General features: G+C 72.8%; 10 protein-coding genes. 6 read left to right on the top strand and 4 right to left on the bottom strand.

The annotated features are described in order from the left end of the window. Positions 1-81: 81 nt before the first annotated feature. The 4 genes from glgB to MXD62_RS25785 all read right to left on the bottom strand — a co-directional run bounded on the left by glgB (position 82) and on the right by MXD62_RS25785 (position 8,124). Positions 82-2,610: a 1,4-alpha-glucan branching protein GlgB gene (gene glgB / locus MXD62_RS25800; RefSeq protein WP_248832019.1), complete on the bottom strand. Its 2,529-nt coding sequence runs from the start codon at positions 2,608-2,610 to the stop codon at positions 82-84. 125 nt (positions 2,611-2,735) lie between these two features. Continuing rightward, the gene (locus MXD62_RS25795; RefSeq protein WP_248832011.1) at positions 2,736-4,124 is read right to left on the bottom strand and encodes an aminoglycoside phosphotransferase; all 1,389 of its coding nucleotides are present in this window, start codon (positions 4,122-4,124) and stop codon (positions 2,736-2,738) included. A 266-nt stretch (positions 4,125-4,390) separates the two neighbouring features. Further along, a complete protein-coding gene (gene treS, locus MXD62_RS25790) occupies positions 4,391-6,109 on the bottom strand; it encodes a maltose alpha-D-glucosyltransferase (RefSeq protein ID WP_071065997.1) in 1,719 nt (572 codons plus the stop codon). Beyond that, positions 6,106-8,124, bottom strand: a complete 2,019-nt coding sequence (locus MXD62_RS25785; RefSeq protein WP_248832010.1) for an alpha-1,4-glucan--maltose-1-phosphate maltosyltransferase — start codon at positions 8,122-8,124, stop codon at positions 6,106-6,108. Before MXD62_RS25785 ends, treS begins: the two co-directional genes overlap by 4 nt. Positions 8,125-8,984: 860 nt before the next feature. On the opposite strand from MXD62_RS25785, the gene MXD62_RS25780 reads away from it, so the two are divergent. From MXD62_RS25780 to MXD62_RS25755, 6 genes are all read left to right on the top strand, one after another. Beyond that, positions 8,985-9,560 carry a TerD family protein gene (locus MXD62_RS25780; protein WP_248832009.1) on the top strand — a complete coding sequence of 192 codons (576 nt, stop codon included), beginning with the start codon at positions 8,985-8,987 and terminating at the stop codon, positions 9,558-9,560. Between the two features lie 406 nt (positions 9,561-9,966). Next, positions 9,967-11,169, top strand: a complete 1,203-nt coding sequence (locus MXD62_RS25775; protein ID WP_248832008.1) for a DUF475 domain-containing protein — start codon at positions 9,967-9,969, stop codon at positions 11,167-11,169. Positions 11,170-11,268: 99 nt separating this feature from the next. Further along, entirely contained in the window at positions 11,269-11,946 is a 678-nt protein-coding gene (locus MXD62_RS25770; RefSeq protein WP_248832007.1) for a Tellurium resistance, read from the top strand. Between the two features lie 166 nt (positions 11,947-12,112). Beyond that, entirely contained in the window at positions 12,113-15,025 is a 2,913-nt protein-coding gene (locus MXD62_RS25765) for a hypothetical protein (protein ID WP_248832006.1), read from the top strand. Positions 15,026-15,238: 213 nt separating this feature from the next. Beyond that, complete coding sequence (locus MXD62_RS25760) at positions 15,239-16,981, top strand: Hsp70 family protein (protein ID WP_020458696.1); 1,743 nt, start codon at positions 15,239-15,241, stop codon at positions 16,979-16,981. Positions 16,982-17,113: 132 nt separating this feature from the next. After that, entirely contained in the window at positions 17,114-21,118 is a 4,005-nt protein-coding gene (locus tag MXD62_RS25755; protein WP_248832005.1) for a zinc ribbon domain-containing protein, read from the top strand. Positions 21,119-21,280 lie beyond the last annotated feature (162 nt).

The following is a 21,280-nucleotide window of genomic DNA, read 5'->3' as shown; positions in this document are numbered from 1 at the left end:
CCGCTGTCACCGCGGAGCCGCGGTGTGCCGCCGGGGAGGCCGAGTCCGACGAGGACCGGCCGCCCCGGCGGGGCCCGGCTGTCAGGCCTCGGGGTCGGACCGCACGCCGTCTGCCGGCTCGCCGGCGGTCAGCTCGTTGTCGGTCTGCCCGTCGACAGAAGGTCCGTCGCCGGCAGGTCCGCCGTCGGCCGGCTCGTGCACGAACCAGACGGTGCCCAGCGGGGGAAGTGACAGGGCCGCCGAGGCGGGCAGGCCGTGCGACGGGTCCGCCACCGCGGTGATCCCGCCGAGGTTGCCCATGCCGCCGCCGCCGTAGTCGAGCGCGTCGGTGTTGAGCACCTCGCGCCAGCGGCCCGGGAACGGGAAGCCGAGGCGGTAGCCGACCTGGCCGACGCCGGCGAAGTTCGTCACGCACGCCAGCGCCCGCTCGCCGTCCTCACCCCAGCGTACGAACGCGAAGACGTTGTTCTCGGCGTCGCTGGCGTCGATCCACGAGAAGCCGCTCGGATCGGAGTCGCGCTCCCACAGGGCCGGGATCTCCCGGTAGGTGTGGTTGAGGTCGCGGACCAGGCGGGCCACCCCGCCGTGCCCGGCCTCGCCGAGCAGGTGCCAGTCCAGCGAGGTGGCCTCGCTCCACTCGTTGTCCTGGGCGAACTCGCAGCCCATGAACAGCAGCTGCTTGCCGGGGTGCGCCCACATGTAGCCGTAGAGCGCCCGCAGGTTGGCCAGCTGGGCCCGGCGGTCACCCGGCATCTTGCGCAGCAGCGAGCCCTTGCCGTGCACGACCTCGTCGTGGCTGAACGGCAGGACGAAGTTCTCGGAGAACGCGTACATCAGCGAGAACGTCATCTGGTGGTGGTGGTAGGTGCGGAACAGCGGCGCCCGCGACGAGTAGTCGAGGGTGTCGTGCATCCAGCCCATGTTCCACTTGAAGCCGAAGCCGAGGCCCCCGAGGTGGGTCGGGCGGGTCACGCCGGGCCAGGCCGTCGACTCCTCGGCGATCATCATCGCTCCCGGCACCCGCCGGTAGACGGTCGCGTTGACCTCCTGCAGCAGCGAGACGGCCTCCAGGTTCTCCCGGCCGCCATGCGCGTTGGGCACCCACTCGCCCGAGGGCCGGGAGTAGTCGAGGTAGAGCATCGAGGCGACGGCGTCGACCCGCAACCCGTCGACGTGGAACTCCTCCAGCCAGTACAGCGCGTTGGCGACGAGGAAGTTGCGTACCTCGGACCGGCCGAAGTCGAAGACGTAGGTGCCCCAGTCGGGCTGCTCGCCGCGGCGCGGGTCGGGGTGCTCGTAGAGCGGGGTGCCGTCGAAGCGGCCCAGCGCGAAGGCGTCCCGGGGGAAGTGGGCGGGCACCCAGTCGACGATCACGCCGATCCCGGCGGCGTGCAGCGCGTCGACGAGGTGCCGGAACTCGTCCGGGCTGCCGAAGCGGGACGTCGGCGCGTAGTACGAGGTGACCTGGTAGCCCCAGGAGCCGCCGAACGGGTGCTCGGCCACCGGCAGCATCTCGACGTGGGTGAAGCCGTTCTCGCGCACGTACTCGACGAGCTGCTCGGCCAGCTCGAGGTAGCTCAGGCCGCGCCGCCACGAGGCCAGGTGCACCTCGTAGATGCTGACCGGCGCGGCGTGCCAGGGGATGCTCGCGCGCCGCTCGAGCCAGGCCGCGTCGTCCCAGGTGTAGCTCGACTCGTGGACCACGCTGGCGGTGGCCGGGGGCTGCTCGGTGGCGAAGGCCAGCGGGTCCGCCTTCTGCCGCCACACGCCGTCAGAGCCGAGGATCTCGTACTTGTAGCGGGTTCCGGCCCCGATACCGGGGACGAACAGCTCCCAGACGCCCGACGAGCCCAGCGAGCGCATCGGGAAGCCGCGGCCGTCCCAGAAGTCGAAGTCGCCGACCACCCGCACGCCGCGGGCGTTCGGCGCCCAGACCGCGAAGCTGACCCCCGCGACTGTCCCGCCGTCGCTGCCCGGCCCTCGGTCGAGGCGGCGCACGTGCGCGCCCAGGACGTGCCAGAGCCGCTCGTGACGTCCCTCGCCGATCAGGTGCAGGTCGATCTCGCCGAGCGTCGGCAGGTGCTGGTACGGGTCGTCGACCACGTAGGTCGAGTCGGGGTAGGTGACCTCGAACCGGTAGTCGGGGATGCCGCCGGGCACGGCGACGGCGAAGATCCCACCGCTGTGCAGCCTCGTCATCGGGTGGGGCGTCCCGTCGACGAGGACGGCGACGGCGGTGGCGTCGGGGCGCAGTGCGCGGATGACTGTCCAGCCCCGGGTGGGGTGCGCGCCGAGCACGCCATGCGGGTCGTGGTGCGCGCCGCCGGCGAGGCGGTCGAGCACCTCCCCGGGCAGTCCCAGCGGGGGCGCGCTCGCCGGGTCCGGTGTGCCGGTCGGTTCCGGGGCACCGGCCGGGCGGGCCGCGGCAACCGGGTCCGGAGCACCGCTCGGGGCCGCCGGATCCGCGCCACCGGGCCTGTCCGCGCCACCGGTCCTCTCTACAACGCCTGGCCGGTCCACGACGGCGGTGTCGGTGAACCTCGACAGGTTCACCGAGTCAGGGCGCCCGTTCACGGATCCGGTCCGCCTCGTGTCGTCGGGGTCGTCCACTCCGGCCACCTGTCCTTCTCTCGTCGTCGAGATCGCGTCCCACCCAGGCGCCCCCGGTGGGTTTCGTCGTGTCGCTCAGGGCGCGGGGAGCGCTGTTCGCTCAGCGCACGGGGCGTTTGGTCCACTCAGGGCGCGGGGAGCTCAGTGGGCCGCCCGCCGGTCAACCGTTCGACCGAACGCAGCGGGATGCTGATCCAGCCCGGCCGGTGGCGCGCCTCGTAGAGCACTTCGTACACGGCCTTGTCGAGCTCGAGACCACGCAGGACGGCGCTGCCGTCCCGGGGGTCCGCGCCGGACACCGCGCCGTAGCCGCGGCAGAAGGCGTCCCGGTTGCGGTCGGCCCACTCCAGCGCCCGGTAGGCCAGCGACGGCTCGTCGGAGCGCTCGAGCAGCATCGACTGGGCCGCGTAGTCGAACGATCGGAGCATGCCGGCGATGTCGCGCAGCGGGGATTCGAGCAGGGTCCGCTCGGGCACCGGCCGCGCCGGCTCACCCTCGAAGTCGAACAGCACCCAGCCCGACTCCACCCGCAGCACCTGGCCGAGATGCAGGTCGCCGTGGATGCGCTGGAACGGCGCCGCGTGGTCGGCGCTGCGGACCTCGTCGTAGGCGGTCCGCAGCGCGGCCTCGAACGGCGCGAGCTCCGCCACGGCCGCCAGCGCGGCGTCGAGCCGGCTGTGCAGGTAGTCGGCGACCTCGCCGAGCGCGGCGGCGTCGGCGGGCCGGGTCGGCAGCGCGGCGGCCAGGTCGCGGTGCACCTGGGCGGTCGCGGCGCCCAGCCGCTCGGCCTCGGCGGCGAAGTCGCCGCCCACCTCGTCGGCGTGCAGGTCGCCCTCGGCGTAGAGGTCGCGGACGCTGGCCAGGGCCAGCAGCCAGCCCTCGGCCCCGGTGCGCAGGAAGTCCTGCATGAACGCGAAGGTCGTCGGGACGCCGGAGAGCTGCCCGCTCAGCCAGGCCACCGGCCGGGCCACGTGCTCGCTGCCGGCGCGCGCCAGAACCCGGGTGATCTCCAGATCGGGATTCGTCCCGGGCCACAGGCGGCGGAAGACCTTCAGGATGTAGGCGTCGCCGTAGACGATCGAGGTGTTCGACTGCTCGGCGCCGACCGCGTGCGCGGGCAGGTCGTCCAACGACTCGACCGCCGTCGCGGTCAGCCCCTCGCGGCTCGCGCCCCGGCGCAGGTAGTCCAGCAGGGCGGCGCTTCCGTCGGAGTCGTGCAGGCCGTCGTAGACCAAGCCCACCGACGACTCGCCGATGAGGAACCCCTCGTGGCCGAAGGGGGCGTCCGGCCGGATCACCACCGGGACCTGGTAGTGGTCGGAGAGGCCGCCGTCGTCATAGCGGACCTCCACCACCAGCAGGTGCATCGCCGCCTTCACCGCCGCGTCGAGGCTGAGGCGGACGTCCTGCCCGACGCGCAGCCTCCCGCCCGGCCGGCCCTTGCCCGCGAACCAGCGCTGCCTGGGCAGCCAGTCCGAGAGCAGGGCCGTGAGCTCGGAGTGGTGGTCCGTCATGCCCGACCTCCCTGCGCGTCACTTTTCACTTCGTCATCGGCGTCGAGCCGCCCCGCCGTGTTCCGCGGCTCTCCTCCGGCCTGGGTGCCGCCCGGGATGTGGAGAACCGCGCGGCACCGGAGGAGTGAATCCTGGCGTCGTCCGGCCCGGAGATCAAGACCGAACCGACCGGGTTCGGCCCGGTTCGGTTCCGCCCGAACACACCGCGCGGGCGACGCCAGCCGTACGGCGCGTCCAGCCGCATGTCCTGACGGCTGTCCTGACGTCTACTGAGTGAATTCCCCCGGATTGGACAGAGCGAACCAGTAGTGTCCGTGACCGGGCAGTGTCAGCAGGTACGGAAGCTCGCCGACCGGTGGGAAATGGACCCGGCCGAGCAGCTCCACCGGCACCAGGCCGGCGAATCTCCGCAGGTCGAGCTCGACGGGCTGGGCGAACCGGGAGAGGTTCGCGACGCAGAGCACCCTGTCGTCACCGAACTCCCGGACATACGCGAAGACCGACGGATTCGACGCGCCGAGCTCCTCGTAGGTACCGAGCCCGAAGACGGGATGCCGCTTGCGGACCTCGATCATCCGCCTGGTCCAGGACAGGAACGACGTCGGCATCCGCTGCTCGGCCTCGACGTTCAGCGCCTGGTAGCCGTACACCGGGTCCATGATCACCGGTAGGTACAGCCGGGCCGGGTCGGTTGTCGAGAACCCGGCGTTGCGGTCCGGGGACCACTGCATCGGGGTGCGCACGCCGTCGCGGTCACCGAGATAGATGTTGTCGCCCATACCGATCTCGTCGCCGTAGTAGAGCACGGGACTGCCGGGCAGGGAGAGCAGCAGGGCGGTGAACAGCTCCATCTGGTCGCGGCTGTTGTCCAGCAGCGGGGCGAGGCGTCGGCGGATCCCGATGTTCGCCTTCATACGCGGGTCCTTCGCGTACTCGGCGTACATGTAGTCCCGCTCCTCGTCGGTGACCATCTCCAGGGTCAGCTCGTCGTGGTTGCGGAGGAAGATGCCCCACTGGCAGTTCGGCGGGATCTCCGGGGTCTGCGCCAGGATCTCCGAGATCGGGTAGCGCGACTCCCGCCGCACCGCCATGAAGATGCGCGGCATCAGCGGGAAGTGGAAGGCCATGTGGCACTCGTCGTCATTGCCGAAGTACTGGACGACGTCCGAGGGCCACTGGTTCGCCTCGGCCAGCATGACCCTGTCGGCGTACTTGGCGTCGATCTCCTTGCGGACCCGGCGCAGGTACTCGTGCGTCTCCGGCAGGTTCTCCCCGTTCGTGCCCTCGCGCACGTACAGGTAGGGAACGGCGTCCAGGCGGAACCCGTCGAGGCCGAGGTCGAGCCAGAAGCGCAGGACCTCCAGCATCGCCTCCTGGACGTCCGGGTTGTCGTAGTTGAGGTCGGGCTGGTGGGAGAAGAACCGGTGCCAGTAGTACTGCCCGCGCACCGGGTCCCAGGTCCAGTTCGACTTCTCGGTGTCGACGAAGATGATCCGGGCGTCGGGGTACTTCTCGTCGGTGTCGGACCAGACGTAGAAGTCGCCGTACGGGCCGTCCGGGTCCGAGCGGGACGCCTGGAACCACGGGTGTGCGTCGGAGGTGTGGTTCATCACCAGGTCGGCGATGATCCGTAGCCCGCGCCGGTGCGCCTCGTCGACGAGGTTGATGAAGTCACCCAGGTCCCCGAACTCGGGGAGGATCTGGAAGTAGTCGCTGATGTCGTACCCGCCGTCGCGCAGCGGCGAGGAGTAGATGGGCAGCAGCCACAGGCAGTCCACGCCGAGCCACTCGAGGTAGTCCAGTTTCGAGACCAGCCCGGCCAGGTCGCCGGTGCCGTCGCCGTTGGAGTCGGCGAAGCCGCGGACGAGGACCTCGTAGAACACGGCCCGCTTGAACCACAGCGGGTCCTGGGACGTCCCCGTGTCGCCGCCCTCGGCCGCGGTCTCGCGCAGCGGCTGCTCCGCGAACGGTTCCGACTCGTTCACGGCAGGCGCCGCGCGGTCAGGATGTGGGCGGGCTCGGTCGGCTCCAGGCGGACGTAGTTCTCACGGCCCCACTGGTAGGTGACGCCGGTCATCTCGTCGTGCACTTCGAAGCGGTCGCCCCAGTCAAGCCCGAGAGCGGGCATGTCCAGTCGCACGGTGGTCTCCCGGGCCGAATGCGGGTCAAGGCTGACGACGACGATGACGAGGTCGTCGTCGGGGCGGAGGCGGCCGAGGGCGGGTCCGCCCGCCCGGGCCGCGGTGTGCCGTTTGGAGAAGACTGTGATCTCGGGCGTCGCGGACTCGTGGATGTGCAGGTTGCGCATCCAGTGCAGGGCCGGGTGGTCGCGCCGGATCTGGTTGAGCCGGGTGAGGTAGGGCGCCAGAGAGGCCCCGGCGCGTTCCGCACCGGCCCAGTCCCGCGGCTTGTACTGGTATTTCTCCGAGTCGAGGTACTCCTCGCTCCCGGCCCGCACCGGGGAGTTCTCGTACAGCTCGTACCCCGCGTACACCCCCCAGGTCGGGGAGAGCATCGAGGCGAGCACCGCCCGGATGCGGAACGCCGCCGGCCCGCCCGTCTGCAGGAACCCGGGCAGGATGTCCGGGGTGTTGACGAAGAAGTTGGGCCGCATGTAGTGCGCCGCGTCGACCAGCTCCTGCGCGTACTCCTCCAGCTCATGGCGCTCGTTGCGCCAGGTGAAGTAGGTGTAGGACTGGGTGAAGCCAATCTTGGCGAGCGTGTGCATCATCGCCGGGCGGGTGAACGCCTCGGCCAGGAACAGCACGTCCGGCTCGGTCGCCTTGACCTGGCCGATGAGCCACTCCCAGAACTCGACCGGCTTCGTGTGCGGATTGTCCACCCGGAAGATCCGGACGCCGCGGGCCGTCCAGAACCGGACCACCCGCAGAATCTCGTGATATAGACCGATCGGGTCGGCGTCGAAGTTCAGGGGGTAGATGTCCTGGTACTTCTTCGGCGGATTCTCCGCGTACGCGATCGAGCCGTCGCTGCGCACGACGAACCACTCCGGATGGTGCTTCGCCCAGGGGTGGTCCGGCGCGCACTGCAACGCCAGGTCGAGCGCGACCTCCATGCCGAGCGAGCGGGCCCGCGCGACGAAGAGGTCGAAGTCGTCCAGGGTCCCCAGATCCGGGTGGACGGCGTCGTGGCCGCCCTGCGAGCTACCGATGGCCCACGGTGAACCGGGGTCCTCCGGGCCGGGCGTGAGGGTGTTGTTCGGGCCCTTGCGGTTGATCTCGCCGATCGGGTGGATCGGTGGCAGATAGACCACGTCGAAGCCCATCGCGGCGACGGCCGGCAGTCGTTCCGCGGCGGTGAGGAAGGTGCCCGATCGCGGTGGGTCGCGGCTCGCGCCCTCGGACCGGGGGAACAGCTCGTACCAGCTGCCGTAGAGCGCCCGCTCGCGGTCCACCCACACCCGGTACAACGGGGTGCGGGTCACGAGCTCGCGCAGCGGGTGCTCGTCGAGCAGACCGGCCAGCCCCGGGGAGCAGGCGGCGGCGATGCGCTCGTGCGGATCCGTCACGTCGTCGTCGCGCAGGACCGCGACGGCCCGCGCGATGTCGACCCGGCGGGGCTCGGGCACTCCGGGCAGCGCGCGCAGCAGCAGCCGCGCGCCGTCCTCGAAGTCGACCGCCAGCTCGTCCACCGTCTGGCCGGCACCGACCTTGAGCTCGATGCCGTGCCGCCAGGTGGCCAGCGGATCAGCCCAGGCCTCCACGCGATAGCCCCACAGGCCCTCGCGGCCCATGACGACATCGGCCTCGTAGCGGTCCGTGCCCGCGCCGGCGAGTTTCATCCGCGTAAACGGAACTCCCTGGCCGTCGGGGCCGGAAAGAACGACATTGGCCCCGATGAGGTCATGCCCCTCACGGAAGACCGTCGCGCTGACGGTGAGGGTTTCCCCCTCCACCGCCCGCGACGGCCACTGGCCACAGGAGACGACCGGGCGCGCGTCAGTGATGACAACCCGGCCTACTGAACGTCCGATCATCATGGGGACCTTATCCAGACGAACCACGACTCAATGGTCGACCCTGTACATGGCGTTCGGTGACACCGCCACGTGAACTGCATGCAACCACCGGATGGGCCCACGTTGTCTCTGTGGTGGGTCTGCCTGTGCTGTCCCGATGGTCACGGTCCTGACCGATGTTCCCGGCTTGCTCCGGTGGTTAACCTTCCGCGGTGAGTATTGCTCTCGTAGACACTGTGGTGTGTCCGGTGGGTGACGTCGGACGGGTCGCCGCGCCGGTCCGGGAGCCTCGATGGCGCTCGTTTCTGACGGTGTGCCCACCACATCGCCCGCCGCACGTCGAGTTCGGGCGATGTGTCGTTTGAGTGACAGTGGCCCCCGGGGGTGGTGAGCCTTTGGTGGTGGCACGCTCGGTGATCTGGGAACCTCGTCGCGCGCTCGTTCGTCCCGCTGAACACAGAACTGCAGAACACCGAGTTCCGATCGACCCGGGCGCCGGGCGGGCGGAGCGCGGCCCGGCCACGGCGACCGGAGGGTACGGCCGCCGGGGCGGTCGCCCTCGGGCGAAGTGGCGGTGCGGGTGGCTGCCGGCAACTGCCCGGGGGCACGCGCCGCTGCCGGGCAGGTCCCGCCGGCTCGCGCGCGGCTGGACATGTGACGCAGGTGACCAGACCGGGCCCGCGAGGGCCCGAGGTGGACACACCGGACCCGCGAGGGCCCGGGGCGTGATGTGTGACGCAGTACGCTGCCGGCGCCCGGACCCCTGGGCGGCCGGAGGCGGCGCGCGGCCCCCGGCGCGACCACCGCGCGCGGGCGACAGCGCCGGGCCGGCTGGGAAGCCGGCCCGGCGAGCATCCGACAACACCGAACCTGGAGGAGCAGTGGGAGTCAGCCTCAGCAAGGGCGGCAACGTGTCGCTGACCAAGGAGGCGCCCGGTCTCACGAACATCATCGTCGGTCTCGGCTGGGACGTGCGGACGACCACCGGCGCCGACTTCGACCTGGACGCCAGCGCGATCGCGTGCCGGGCGGACGGCAAGGTGGTCTCGGACGGGCACTTCATCTTCTTCAACAACCTGAAGAGCCCGGAAGGCGCGATCGAGCACCAGGGCGACAACCTCACCGGTGAGGGCGAGGGCGACGACGAGAAGATCAACGTCGACCTGGCGGGCCTCCCGACCGAGATCGACAAGATCGTCTTTCCGGTCTCCATCTACGACGCGGACTCGCGCTCGCAGAGCTTCGGGCAGGTACGCAACGCGTTCATCCGCGTGGTGAACGCCGCCGGCCAGACCGAGATCGCGCGCTACGACCTCACCGAGGACGCCTCGACCGAGACCGCCATGGTCTTCGGTGAGGTCTACCGGCACGGGGCGGAGTGGAAGTTCCGCGCGGTCGGCCAGGGCTACGCCTCCGGCCTCGCGGGAATCGCCCGTGACTACGGGGTGAATGTCTGACGGTTCGCGTCCGCGTGCGCGACATCACCCCGGGACGACTTGGTCCCGGGGTGATCCTCGGCGTTGGCGCTGACCCCGGCATCGACTCCGGCTCCGCCGGCGGGCCCCGGCCGGGAGTTCGAGCGGGTCACGGGCCGGCCGGCCCCCTGTGACGCGTTCGCGCCGATGGATCCAGCCGTGTACGGACGGTGGGGAAGGTGGGCGCCTGTCGGGTTTCGGTCGTGCCGAGTGACCCGTACCTGGCTACGATTCGCTCGACCGCGGGACCTACACCGCCCGGTGAGCTGGACGCAGCGGTCGGCGACAGTGTGTGACGTTGTGTGTGGTGGGTTCCGTACGGACCGCGGAGCTCGTCCGTAAACGCCTGTCGGAGCACTGTGAGCCGGTCCGGGAGGTGTTCCAAGGAGTGCACGCACTTCGAATTTTCGGCTGGTCCCTCGCCATCACGGTGATCGGGGTCGCGGGGGCTGGTGTGATCGGCGGCGGGGACGCCGCGGCGATCGTCGCGATCCTCGCCGTCCTCGAGATCAGCCTCTCGTTCGACAATGCGGTCATCAACGCGACGATCCTGCGCCGGATGAGCGAGTTCTGGCAGCGCATCTTCCTCAGTGTCGGCGTCATCATCGCCGTGTTCGGGATGCGGCTGCTGTTCCCGATCGTGATCGTGGCGCTGACGGCGCACCTCAGCCCGGTGGACGTCTTCGACCTGGCGCTGAACCACGAGGAGGAGTACGGGGCCCGGCTGCACGACGCGCACCCCTCGATCGCCGCCTTCGGCGGGATCTTCCTTTTTATGATCTTCCTTGACTTCATGTTCGACCCGGAGCGCGAGATCCAGTGGATCAAGCGCATCGAGGAGCCGTTCCGCCGGGCCGGCCAGCTCGACGTCGTGTCCGTCGTACTGGGGCTCGTCGCGTTGCTGGTCGTGGGGGAGGCCTTCTCCGGCGACCACACCCAGCAGGTGCTGACGGCGGGGGTCGCCGGTCTCGCCACCTACCTGGGCGTCCGCGGGCTGGGCGAGTTCTTCGAGGCCCGCGGAATCGGCGCGGACGACGACGAGGACGACGAGGACGAGAAGGCCGGGGCCGACGGCTCGGCAGCGGGGAAGACCACGGCACCCGGTCGCACCACGGGAACCTCGGACGTGGTCCTCGCGACCGGCCGGGCCGCCTTCTTCCTGTTCCTCTACCTCGAGGTGATCGACGCGTCGTTCTCGTTCGACGGCGTCGTCGGGGCGTTCGCCATCTCGCAGAACATCTTCATCATCGCGACCGGCCTGGGTATCGGCGCCATGTACATCAGGTCGACCACGGTGTACCTCGTCCGGCGCGGGACACTGGGCGAGTACATCTACCTGGAGCACGGAGCGCACTACGCGATCGGCGCGCTCGCCGTCATCCTGGCGGTCTCGATCGAGACCGAGGTGCACGAGATCGTCACCGGGCTGATCGGTGTGGCGTTCATCGGGCTGGCCCTGCTGTCCTCGGTCCGCCACCGCTCGAAGGAGCGGCAGGGGAACCTCGACGGCGGGGACGACGCGGCCGCGGGTGACCAGTCCGGGGACGCCGGCGATCCCGAGGGCGCGCCGGTCGTCGGCACCCGGAGCTGACGTCACCACCGACCACCACCCACCACCACCTATCTCACTGCCGACCACCCCACCGTCGTCACCCACTGCCATCACCCACCGACCGCAAGGGAGCGGAACATGGGCATCGACTACAGCAAGCGACCCGCCGCACCGGCGGCGGGGCCGCCGGTGTCGCTGAGCAAGGTCACGCTGACCAAGTCCACGCCGACCGTGTCGCTGAGCAAGCAGGGCGGCGGCGGGCGGCTGCACGTCAACCTGAACTGGAACCAGACCGGGACCGGCGGCGGCGGGGGGAAGGGCGGCTTCCTCAAGCGGGTACTCAGCGCCGGCGGCGGCGGCATCGACCTCGACCTGGCCTGCCTGTTCGAGCTGGCGGACGGCCGTTCCGGCGTGGTCCAGGCGCTCGGCAACGCCTTCGGCTCGTTCGACAACCCGCCGTACGTCAACCTCGACGCCGACGACCGGACCGGGGCCGCAGCCGGCGGTGAGAACCTGCACGTCAACCTCGCCCGGATCGGTGAGATCCGTCGCCTGCTGGTCTTCGCCTTCATCTACGAGGGCGTGGCCTCCTTCGACCAGGCCGACGCCGTGGTGACGCTGACCCCGGCCCAGGGCGCGCCGATCGAGGTCCGCCTCGACGAGCGGGCCGGCGGCGCCCGGATGTGCGCGATCGCGCTGCTGACGAACACCGGTGGTGACTTCTCCGTCAGCCGGGAGGTCCGGTATGTCAGCGGGCACCGCGAGCTGGACAAGGCGTACTCGTGGGGCCTGGACTGGACCGCTGGCCGCAAGTGACCGGTCACCGCGGCCCGTCCCGCGGTGCGCGGGGCGGACCCGGAGTTGAGTGGAACGCCGGAACCGGGCAGGCTGTCCGCAGTAGCCGGGAATCAGTCGTGATCAGGGCCCACGCACCGGGATGACCCGTCCGTTGCCGCCGCCTGACGGGGAGGGGCGTTACTCCATGTTCCAGCCACGGCGTTCCTCCCGGTCGGGCCGCTCCGGCGGCCCGGGTGAGGCGGGCGAGGGCCGGGGCGGCCCCGGTGGTTACCGCTGGTTCGCCCCCGAGGACCTGCCCGGCGAGGAGCTGCCCGACACCCGGGAGCAGGGCGATGACGATCGGGGCGAGCCCCGGTCGGACGGGCCGGAGCGGACGTCCGCCTGGTACGACACGGACGACGGCACCGACCCGGGCGACGGGGAGTACCTCCGTCCCAGGGGTTACGTGTCACGGCTGCCGGGCGGCCGGTCGGGGCGCGAGCGCTCCGACTCCGGTGGCGCGGGCGCGCCGGCCGGGGGCGGTCGCGGATTCGCCCCGGACACCTACGAGCGCGCCGGGTACGGCCCACCGGACCGCGGCGAGGGAGATCCGGAGGCGGGCTACCGCTCCGCCTACCCGGACGAGGCCTACGGCGACCCCGGGTACGCCGGCGGCAGGTACGAGGAGAGCGCGTACGAGCCCGGGCCGGAGGGCGAGGACCGGTACGCGGGCGACGGCTACCGGCGGCCCGAGACCGCCGACGGCGAGTACGACCGCGGTCCCGGGTACCCGGGCGGGCCGCGGTACGCGGGCGGTGACGGGTTCGCCGACGCTCCCGGCTTCCCCGGTGAGGCGGCTTTCACGGGCGAGGCGGACTACACCCGCGGTGGCGAGCCCCCGCTCCCGCGCCGGACCAGCTACAACGCCGCTCGCGGCTATCCCGACGACGGCGGCTACCGCGGCGAGCCCCGGTACGCCGGGGACGGCGGCGGTGCCGCGGCGTATGCCGGCACGCCGGGATACGCCCGCGACCCGGAGTTCGTCCCGGACGGCCCCGGCGCGCCGGAGTACGTCGCCGAGGCCGATTACCCGGCTGGTGCGCAGTACTCCGGCGACGCCGAGTACTCCGGTGACGCGCGGTTCGCCGAAGGTGACGCGCGGTTCGCGGGGGAGGTGCGGTACTCGGACGACCCGCGGTTCTCGGGCGACTCCCAGTTCTCGGGAGATGCGGAGTACCCGAGGGACACGGCGTTCGCCGGTGACGAGGAGTACTCGGGGGACGGCCCGCGTGCCGGTGGCGAGGGCTACCCGGATGCCGCGCCGTACGCCCGCGGGTCCGACCGGTACGAACGCGAGGGCGACTTCCCGGACGGCCCGGTATACCAGCGCGACGCCGCCTACGCCGGTGGCGCCGACTACACCGATGATGCGGGCTACGCGGGTGGCGCCGCCTATGAACCAGCGGATGGCGCCGCCTACGAGGCGAAGGCCGATGCCGGCCGCGGCACCGCTTTCGCGCCCGGCGGCGGAACCGGCTACGGCGGGGACACCGGCTACTCCGGCGACGGTGAGTACACAGCCGCCGCCGGCTACGACGGAGCCGACGATCGCGGCGGTGCCGAGCTGCCACCGATGCCCGCGCAGAAGATCGATTTCTTCCGGCGCTACGTGCGCCAGTCGACCGAGCCCGCCGGCATGCAGGACGCCCCGGCCGGGGACGGCGGGGACTCGACGGGGGCCCGTCCCGCCAGCCGTCGGGACGAGTTCGACCTGCTCGACTACGAGATCCTCGGCGGGAGCGCGTCCGACCGGCATGCCGGGGACGCCCCCGCCGGCCGCGTCCCCGGCCAGCTCGACGACGCCGGGGACCCGATCGGGGACTACCCGGCCGCGGAGCACGCCTTCGCCGCGCGGGACCGGGTGGACGTCCTCGTGCCGGGTGACCTCCCGACACCGGGTGGCCACCCGGCGGACGACGCCGTGGCGGCCGACGACGTCCTGGGGACAGGCGACGTCCTGGGGACAGGCGACGTCGTGGCGGGCGACATCGTGCCGGGCAGTGTCGTGCCGGGCAGTGTCGTGGCGGGCGAGGTCGTGGCGTCCGGCGAGCTGCTGGAGCCCGACGACGTCGTCGCGTCCGGTGATCTGTCGGCATCCGATGATGTTGTGGCGTTCGATGACCTCCTGACGGGAGACGATCTCCTGACGGGAGACGAGGCAGGCACCGGCAGGACGGCGGACGGGGCCGGCGCGCAGGCGCTGGGCGCACCATCGCCGGGCACCGGCCTCGGCCTCGGTTTCGAGCGGGGGCCGTTCGACGGCACCGGCCGGCCGGCCGACGCGGACGTGATCGACGGATCGGGCGCGGACGCCATGCCCGCGCAGACCATGCCGGCGGGCACCGTTCCGGCGGGCACCGTTCCGGCTGGCACCGTTCCGGCTGGCACCGTTCCGGCTGGCGCTGGGCCGGCGGGCGCCGTTTCGGTGGGTGCCGGGGTCGTGCCGTCCGCCGCGGTCCCGGTGGGCCTGGCGGTGGGGGGCACCGATGGCCCGGCCGTGACCGGCGCGGTCCCGTCGGACGAGGCCCCGCCGGCCGCCGCCGTGGACGGTGCTTTGAACGGAGCCGTCATGAACGGAGCCGGAGCGGACGTGTCCGCCGCGGCGCTGGTCGACCGGCAGGTGCTGGAACGCCTCGCCGATCGGGTGGACGAGCTCGTCCGCCTACGCCGCCACGACGCCGAGCTGGTCGACCGCCTGCACGCGGAGAACGGCCGGCTGCGCGGCGGTGAGCTGACCGAGGCGATGACCCCGCTGCTGCGCGGGCTGGTCCGGCTGTACGACCAGATGAGCAGCCTCGGCGCCGAGGACGCCCAGAGCGTCGCCGGGATCCTGCGTAAGCAGCTGCTCCAGATCCTGGACCTGGCCGCGGACGTCCGTCCCTACGCGCCGGCGGCCGGTGACCCGTTCGATCCGGGGCGGTCGCTGGGGGTCCGCCGGGTTGGCACCGACGATCCGGCGCTGGAGGGAACGGTCGCCCGGACGGTTCGTCCCGGCTTCGTCCGCGGGGAGTCCATGGTCGTCCGACCTGCCGAGACCGAGGTCTACCGGGCCTTCTGACCAGGCGTCCCGACCGGGCGTTCCGGCGGGGCGGGACGCCCGGGGGACGGCCGGCTCCGACGGCCCGGCACGCGCGCGTCATCATCATGAGGCAGATGCCGGCGCGCACGCCGCCGGCGGCGGAGCCGGTGGCACGTGCGCCGGCCGGGTGGGGGCGTCGCCGGTCGTGGTCTGCCGGCCGCAGCAGTCGTCAGGTGAAGGGAAGATCAGACGGTGGCAGGCACCAAGGTGTTCGGAATCGACCTGGGCACCACCTACTCGTGTATCGCCCAGGTCGACGAGTACGGCCGCCCGGACGTGATCCGCAACATCGAGTCACAGCCGACGACCCCCTCGGTGGTCCTCTTCGACGGCGCGGCCGCCGGTGGCCCGGGCGGCGCGGAAGGCGGCACGGCCGGCACGGCCGGGGCGGTGGCCGGTGCGTCCGGCGGCGGTGGCTCGACGTCGTTCGTGGTCGGCACCCAGGCCAAGCGTCAGGCGCGCATCCGCCCGGACGACGTCGCGCGGCTCGTCAAGCGGCACATGGGCGCCTCGGACTGGCGGTTCGTGGCGTACGACGTCGAGTACAGCGCCGCGTCGGTGTCCAGCCTGGTGCTCAAGGCACTGGCCGCGGACGCGCAGCGGGCGACCGGGACCCCGGTGACGGACGTGGTCATCACCGTCCCGGCCTACTTCGGTGACGAGGAGCGCAAGGCGACCAAGCTCGCCGGCGAGCTCGCCGGCCTCAACGTCGTCGACATCATCAACGAGCCGACCGCGGCGGCGTTCGCCTACGGGTTCGCCCAGGATGGCCAGTCCACCTCGACGGTGCTCGTCTACGACCTCGGCGGCGGCACGTTCGACACGACGGTGATCCGGCTCAGCGAGAACGACATCACCGTGGTGGCCACGGACGGCGACCACGAGCTCGGCGGCGCCGACTGGGACAACGAGATCGTCCGCTACCTGGCGCAGAAGTTCGTCCAGGAGCAGCCGGACGCCGGTGACCCGCTCGACGACGTCCACGACGAGCAGGAGCTGCTCACCGCGGCCGAGGACGCCAAGCTCGCGCTGTCCGGGCGGGAGAGCGTGGACGTCCTGGTGATGCACGGCGGGCGGCGGAGCAGCGTGCCGGTGACCCGGGCGACGCTGGAGGAGATCACCGGGCCGCTGCTGCAGCGCACGATCGACCTCACCGGCGCGGTCCTGCAGCGGGCCAAGGAGAAGGGCGTCGACAAGATCGACCTCTGTCTCCTCGTCGGTGGGATGAGCAAGCTGCCCGCGGTCGCCCGCCGGCTGGGGGAGACCTTCGGGCTCACCTGCCGGCTGGTCGACCCGGACCTCGCCGTCGCCAAGGGCGCGGCGGTCTACGGGCAGAAGAAGGCGCTGGAGCGCGAGGTCCGCGCGGAGCTGGTGGCCAGCGGACGGCTGCGCCCGGACCAGCAGCTCGACGCGGCCGCGACCGGTGACCTTGAGGTCGCCGCCGCCGCGAGCGCGTCCGCCGCCGGGCTGACGACCTCGTCGGTGGTCGACCTCGTGCGCACCCGCGTGACGGATGTCACCTCGCGTGGCTTCGGGATCTTCGCGGAAGATCGCGGCAGCGCGGTGGCGGCATTTCTGGCCCACCAGAACGACGCCCTGCCGATCCAGGTGAAGCGCACGTTCTACACGATCTCCGACGACCAGTCCGAGGTCGACATCCGGGTCTTCGAGCAGGGCACCGGCGTCGAGTCGACGCGCATCGAGGACAACAAGGTGATCGTGGCCGGCGCGATCAGTGGCATCCCGGCCGGTCATCCCCGCGGGACACCGGTCGAGGTCACCTTCGAGATGGGCCGGGACCAGACCATCCAGGTCACCGCCACCCACGTGGGCGCCTCCGAGCCGCTTGTCCTGCGGGTCAAGGCCGGGGTCGGCAGCGAGAGCATGAAGACCGAGGAATCGGCCAAGGTCAATCTCCTCAAGCAACGGAACTGATCTCCGTCGGGGCGGCGGTGGTGCTCGCGGGGATGAGCACCACCGTGACCGCGGCCCGAGCCGGGATCCGTACCCTCGACCTGGAGCGGGTGTGCCCGGGCGTGCGGGCGGTGGCGGAACGAGGGTGAAACGGTGAGCGCGGCGTTCGACGGCAGCGGCTACCGGCGACGGGTCCTGGCGCCGCTGCGTGCCCGGACCCCGGTGGACACGGCCGACCCCTACCTGGTCGCGGACCTTGATCCGCTGCTCGAGCACACCGACTCCGAGGTCGCCGCGCAGCTCGCCCGGGTGATGGCGTTCCTGCAGCGTGAGCGCAACTCGGCGAAGTACGCGGCGCTGGCCACCGAGCTGGTGCGCCGCCGCGGCGAGTGGGAGGCGCCGCTGCTCGACGGCGACGCCCGGGCCCGCCTGCGGCACACCGTCCTCGATGCCCGGCGCAACGGCGACGCCGAGCGGCTCGCCAAGGTCGACGGCTACCTCGTCACACTGCGTGATCGTTTCGGTGGCATCCCGGCCTCCAGGGTCGCCGGCCTGCGCCGCCTCGCGGCCGCGGCCGGGGTGACCGGGGCCGAGTTCGACGCCCGGCTGGGCCGCGAGGTCATCATCGCGGACGGCGGCGGCGCCGGCGTCGAGGCGCTCGCCCCCGAGGTCCGCAGCCAGATCCGGCAGCGGCTGGAGGACCTGCGCGTCCTGCGCGGCGGAGACCGGGCCGGCACCGCCTCCCTGTGGGACTTCCTCGGTCTGCCGCCCGAGGCCGGGCCGGACCGCATCCGCTCCGCCTGGGAGGCGGTGGCGGCCGGCAACGCCCGGCGCCCGCACGACCGCGAGAAGACGCTGACGGCCGACCTGCTGGCCATGGTGCGCTCCCGGCTGGTCGAGGGTGACCCGGCGGCGTACACCGCGGGTCTGCTCGCCGATGTCGCCGACGAGCTCCGCCCGATCGTCGAGGAGCACGTCGTGCTCGACGGCGAGCTGACGGCGGTCGCCTACGAGGGGCTCGTCCGGGCCGCCCTGGCCGCCGGCCGCGGGCTGGGCGCCGAGCAGGCGAAGACGGTCATCCTGGGCATCGCCCGCAACCTGGGCGCCGCGGTCAGCACCGGCGGCGCCGTCGACTACGTGCTGTGCCCCGGCTGTGGACGTCCCGAGCCGGTCGGCGGCTCGCGGACCTGCCGGTACTGCGACGCGGGGCTCTACACCACCTGCCCCGGGTGCGCCTCGCTCACCGAGGCCGCCGCCGTGACCTGCCGGCGCTGCGGGTACAGCCTGCGCCAGGTCCGGGCGGCCGGCGACGCGCTCGCCGCCGTGCGCCAGGCGCTGGAGGCCGGCCGCCCCCGCGAGGCGAGCGACGGCCTCGCCCGGGTGCGCGCGGCCGTCGCGGCCGCCGGCTCGGGGGCCGGCAACGGGACGGCGGAGGCCGCCGACGAGCTGGAGTCGCTCGTCCGGGCCGGGCTCGGCGCCGCCGAGGCGGGCTGGCGGGCACTGGCGGAGGAACGCTCCACCCTGCGCTCCGACGCCGCGGTGGAACGCGCCCGCTGGCTGGTCGCCCGCGCGGCGGACGTCCCCGGGCCGGACGGCCGCCCGCCGGCCGAGGTGCTCGGCGAGCTGACCGCGCAACAGGCCGTCATCCGGCGCCGGGTCGAGGCCGCCCGCGGCCTGCCGCCCGAGCAGCAGGAGGCCGCGCTGGTCGCCGTGCTCGCCACCGCCGTCGACAGCGCGGACGCGCTGCGCGCCCTCGCGGCTCTGCCGCTGCGGCCACCGACCGATCTGACCTCCGTGCTGGCCGACGACGCGGTCCTGCTGCGCTGGCGGCCGTCCGCCTCGGCCGGCCCGGTCACCTACCGGGTGGAGCGGGTCGCCGTCGATCCCGGCTCCGGGCAGCTCACCCGGCGCGGCCTGGGCACCACCAGCTCCACCGAGCTCGCCGACGCGGGCGCCCCACCGTGGACGCCGGTCCGGCACGAGGTGACCGCGCTCTCCGGCGAGCGGCGCTCCCGGCCGGTCAGCACCGCGCCGGTCATCGCCGTACGGGACGTCGCCGACCTACGGGCCGAGGCGACCCCGACCGGGGTCCGCCTCACCTGGCGGCCGAGCGGGCCGTCCGACACCGTGACGATCGAGCGCACGGTCGATCCCGACTCGTCGGTCTCCGCCCCGCCGCGCCGGGCCCGGGTGACCGGCGGGAGCTTCCTCGACTCCGACGTGCTGCCCGGCGTGGGCTACCGCTACCGCGCGTTCGTCGAGTACACCGACGTCGACGGCAGCGCCGCCCGCACCTCGGGGTCGCGGGCCGAATTCGGCCTGCTCACCCGGCCGCGACCGGTCACCGACCTGGTCGTCGGCGCCGAGGACGGGCAGGTCGCCCTGCGGTGGACGCCGCGTTCCGGGGCCGAGGTGAGGGTCTACGCGACGGCCGTCCCGCCGTCCGGCGGCGCCGTCGGCGCTCTCCACCCGGGTGGTCCCGGTGCGGACGGGTCGGGCTCCGGTGCGAACGGGGCCGGTGGGTATGGCGCGGGTGCGTACGGTTCTGGTGGGCACGGCACCGGGGTGCTTGGCGCCGGCGCGGTGTCGGTCGGGGCGGGGGAGTTCGGGCGGGGGCCCGAGCCGAGCTCCGGCCCGCTGGTGTTGCTGGGCGGCGAGGGCGCCGAGGTTCCGCTCGCCGCGCTGACGCCACCGCTGCGACTGGTCGGCGCGAGCCGGCAGGGTCACCTGCGGGACGCGGCGGTCCCGCTTGCTCCCGGCACCGGCGAGCTGATCTACACCCCGGTCACGGTCGTCGGTGGTCTCGGTGTGCTCGGCCGCTCGGCTCCGCACCGCTTCCCGGTGGTGACGCACGACGTCTCCGAGTTCATCACCGGCATCACCGGCATCACCGACTTCCCGACCGGCAACGGCGGCCACGGTCCCGGCAACGGTGGTCACGATCCCGCCAGCGCCGGGCTCGGTCCCGCGCAGTCCACCCCGCCCGGCCACGGGGACACCTCGCCCGGCCGTGAGAGCCTCGCGCCTGGCTACGGGGACGTCCCACCCGGCCACGGGGGTACCTTCCCCGGCCATGCCGGTGGCCCGCCGGCCGGCGGGCCACCGCTGCCACCGCTGCCCGCGGTGTCCGCGAACGCCCGCCCGGTCATGATCGACGTCATGCCGTCCCCGGAGGCCGTCCCGGCGCCCGGGGGCGCTCCGCTCGTAGCTCCTGTTCTTGTCGGCCCGTCGTCCTCAGGCGGTTCGCCGTCTCCGCTCGATCCATCGTCTCCGGTCGGCCCGCCTGTCGCCGAGCCGTCCCCGGGCGTCCTGCCGTCACCGGGCGTTTCGCCGGTGACCGGCGCCCAACCCTCTCCCGGCGCCCAGCCGTTCACGGGTGGCCTGCCGTTTTCGGGTGCGCAACCCGCTCCCGGCACGCCGCCGGTGCCGGGCCTTCCTCCGGAGACGGGTGCCCTCCCGATCCCCGGCGGTCCGGCGGGACCTGGTGGGTCAAGCACCGGAGGCGGTACGCCGGGGACTGCCGGGGCACCTGTGGGCCCGCCGACGGTGGGAATGCCGCTGCCCGTGGCCCCGGACGAGTCCGGGGCGCACCCCAGTGCGGGAACGGCTCCGGCTAGGCCCGACGACGTCGAGCATCCCGTGGCACCGGCCGTTCCCGGCACGCTCAGCGCTGGCCAGGAGCCTGGCCCTGGCCCAGGGCCTGGCCCAGGGTCAGGGTCAGGGGCGCTCGCCGCGCCACCTCTCGCACCCGCCCACACCCAGGGCCACGCCCTGGCTCCCGGGCCGTCCGCGCCGGTCGGTTCTCCGGCCCAGTTCCAGCCGCCGGTGCCAGCGCCGGCGGAGCTGACCTCCATCACCTATTCGGTGTCGAAGGCGGGGTGGCGCCGGCGGACCCTGCGCGTCCAGGTGCGGGCGACCGGGCCGGCCCCCCGGCTGGTGCTGTTGGCACGGCCCGGCGAGGAGCCGCCCGGGTCGCCGGCCGAGGGGCAGGTGCTGGCCGAGCTGCAGCCGGCTCCGAGCTCGGGGTCGTGGACCATGGAGGTCACCCTCGAGGGGGCACAGCTTCCGTGGGGTGTCCGGCTTCTGCCGGTGGTCACGCCGGGTGCTCCGGCGGTGTGGATCGACCATCCCGAGGACCCGATGCTCGTCGTCCGCTGAGCGTCCCCGCGGACGAGGGCCCGGTCTCACCCACCCCCGCGGAGTGGGTGACAGCCGGACCACGTGCGGCGCGGTGCCTCCTCGCCTTTTCGTGCCGTGCTCGCCGTTTCGGGAGCTGTTACGGGGGGCTTAGCTCCCAAAACGGCGAGCGCGACGCCAAAG

Origin of the sequence: Frankia sp. Mgl5 (assembly GCF_023242985.1) — a bacterium.
GTDB lineage: Bacteria > Actinomycetota > Actinomycetes > Frankiales > Frankiaceae > Parafrankia > Parafrankia soli.
The sequence above is the reverse complement of the archived record's forward strand: the minus strand, read 5'-3'. Positions and strand labels throughout refer to the sequence as shown.

Excerpts from the sequence above, each read along its gene's own strand:
- MXD62_RS25795 (WP_248832011.1), bottom strand. The coding sequence starts at position 4,124 with ATGACGGACCACCACTCCGAGCTCACGGCCCTGCTCTCGGACTGGCTG.
- MXD62_RS25785 (WP_248832010.1), bottom strand. The coding sequence starts at position 8,124 with ATGATGATCGGACGTTCAGTAGGCCGGGTTGTCATCACTGACGCGCGC.
- MXD62_RS25770 (WP_248832007.1), top strand. The coding sequence starts at position 11,269 with ATGGGCATCGACTACAGCAAGCGACCCGCCGCACCGGCGGCGGGGCCG.
- MXD62_RS25765 (WP_248832006.1), top strand. The coding sequence starts at position 12,113 with ATGTTCCAGCCACGGCGTTCCTCCCGGTCGGGCCGCTCCGGCGGCCCG.